Origin of the sequence: Stenotrophomonas sp. HMWF023, from assembly GCF_003060985.1 — a bacterium.
Classification (GTDB): Bacteria; Pseudomonadota; Gammaproteobacteria; order Xanthomonadales; family Xanthomonadaceae; genus Stenotrophomonas; species Stenotrophomonas lactitubi.
The window spans coordinates 1-2,042 of the sequence record NZ_QAIJ01000071.1 but is presented as its reverse complement, the minus strand read 5'-3'; the positions used below and the strand labels follow the sequence as shown (position 1 = coordinate 2,042).

Sequence of the window (2,042 nt, the reverse complement as noted above, 5' to 3'; positions counted from 1 at the left end):
AGCCATTCGGCCAGATAGAAATGGGGCGTTCCAGGCGGAAGTGCGACGACAACCGTCACGATGCCCGAGTAGGGGCTGCACCCCGCGAAATTGCAGGCTCTCACCCGGTAGGCATAGCTGCCCACTCCGCGTGCAGGCGTGGCATAGGAACCCGCATTGCCATCGAACAGGGTCACCCAACCGCCGCCATTGGTGCTTTCCTGCAGCGTGTAACGGCTGGGATTGGCCCGCCGCATTGTGGACCTGGGTCCAGGCACCACCATTAGCACTCTCGTCCAGTTCAAAGCGCTCTGCGCCGGCAGAGGGCGACCAGCTGATGCTGTAGCTGCCATTGAAGGCGGTCGCCGGTACGCTCAGCGCAGGCGTATGCCCGCGTCGTTGCTGGCATCGATCTTTAGCATGGCGTGCTCCTCGGAACTCAAATGGCACTGCCTTGCTAAGCGGGCACCCTACGCGATTGCGGGATGTTGCACTTGGAAGTTGAGTCTAGGCAGCACCGATAGACTTCTATCTGATGTCTGATAGGACACGCAAAATGCGACCGCGCGCGATCGTCCTTCCTTCCCAAAGAGACACATCTGCCCCCGGTTTTGCCACTACAAGGGCCTCTTCCGGAAACAAAAAGGCAACTGGAATTTCGTAGTTCTCCCCGAGAATGGCCCGCCCTCCTTCCAATAGCAAGCGGCAATCAAATGCACGACCAGCCACGTATAGTGGACATGAATATACTCTTCCCACTACATCGCCCAACCTCCCTCCCTCAGCACTCAGCAAGAATCGGACAGAAATAATTATGTCAGGCTGCACCATCAAAGTCCTTTAGCAGGAACGGGAGAACTATTTAAAACCCTCGGAGAAAGGCCCTGAAGCCTCCCGTTAGGAACTACCCATGCTGGAATACCTCGATCCACACTGGCTGGAGACAACCCATTGAGAACATTCTTTGGCGCATCAACTCGTATTATTGTATACGGCGCATCACCAAATGACTTTACAGCCTGCCGCCCGTATGCGGTCGCATCCATCGCAGATGTTGTGAAGTACTTTCCTTCTGCGGAGCCGAGATTACGAAGCGCCCTAGTTGCAATAATATCACCCAACTCATCCGGCCCAACCGCCCTAAACAATGTTACCGTCTCTTTAGCTCCATTCCTACCGAAACTCAAACCTCCACCGCCGGCAATTCCTATCAAAGAAGTTACAAACTCCTCATGCGTCCTGCGCGCATAACGGAGCAACTCCTTGTCTCCACCGACACTTTCAATGAGCCGCTCCTGACTCGCTGGGGTTCGATGCCTCTTCAGCATGGAACCCGCATAGCTTCCACCGACCGTTCCCCACCTCGATCCGGCAAACCCTTTTTCGCTCCCTTTAATTCTACTCCCTACAACTGCCTGACCCTCCCTGCCGTCCGGATCAATATAACCGTATGGATTACCAAACACATAGCAGTACCTACAGAACCCCGATCCATCATCTGCGGCTACCGGCGCGGGATCGCTAGACAAAAACGTGGCAATTTCAGCATCATAATACCGCTGCTGCATGTAGCTCAGACCTGTGCCCGAGTCCGTCACATGCCCCGTATATCCCGGACCATCCTTCAACGGCCGATTGACCACGGCCCCATACGGCTCATACACCGTACGCTCGATTACATTTCCGGTGGCATCGGTTATCGCCACCGGTGAGCCCAGTGCATCGGTGTGGATGTATTCCACAACTTCCTGGGCCGCAGCCGGTGCAGTACCGGCTACCGTCGCCATGACAAGAAGCGCTGCGCGAATCAATAGAGAAGTGATTCCATTCATGGCTTAGTCCCAGCTCAGTACACCTTGGGTGACGGGATGATCGGCTGACCATGGCGAGCAGCCGCCTGCATTGCAGGCACGCACGCGATAGTCACCGGCGCAGTAGGCACCACCATTGGCGCTCACATAAGCCTTGGGCCCGGTGTACAGTCGCTTGCCGCCGCCGCCGCTCTCAAGCTGGAACTCGGTGGCATCGGCCACTTGGTTCCAACCCACCGAGCACTGCACCTG

1 protein-coding gene and 2 pseudogenes are annotated in these 2,042 nt (G+C 56.3%); all 3 read right to left on the bottom strand.

Annotation, left to right across the window (positions count from 1 at the left end; translation table 11 throughout):
• Positions 1-236 (bottom strand): annotated as a pseudogene (locus DBR20_RS22275) (hypothetical protein); the annotation flags it as partial.
• Positions 237-809: 573 nt separating this feature from the next.
• The gene (locus DBR20_RS02900; protein WP_108265123.1) at positions 810-1,811 is read right to left on the bottom strand and encodes an RHS repeat-associated core domain-containing protein; all 1,002 of its coding nucleotides are present in this window, start codon (positions 1,809-1,811) and stop codon (positions 810-812) included.
• 3 nt (positions 1,812-1,814) lie between these two features.
• Positions 1,815-2,042: pseudogene (locus DBR20_RS02895) on the bottom strand (hypothetical protein); the annotation flags it as partial.

Excerpts from the sequence above, each read along its gene's own strand:
- DBR20_RS02900 (WP_108265123.1), bottom strand. The coding sequence starts at position 1,811 with ATGAATGGAATCACTTCTCTATTGATTCGCGCAGCGCTTCTTGTCATG.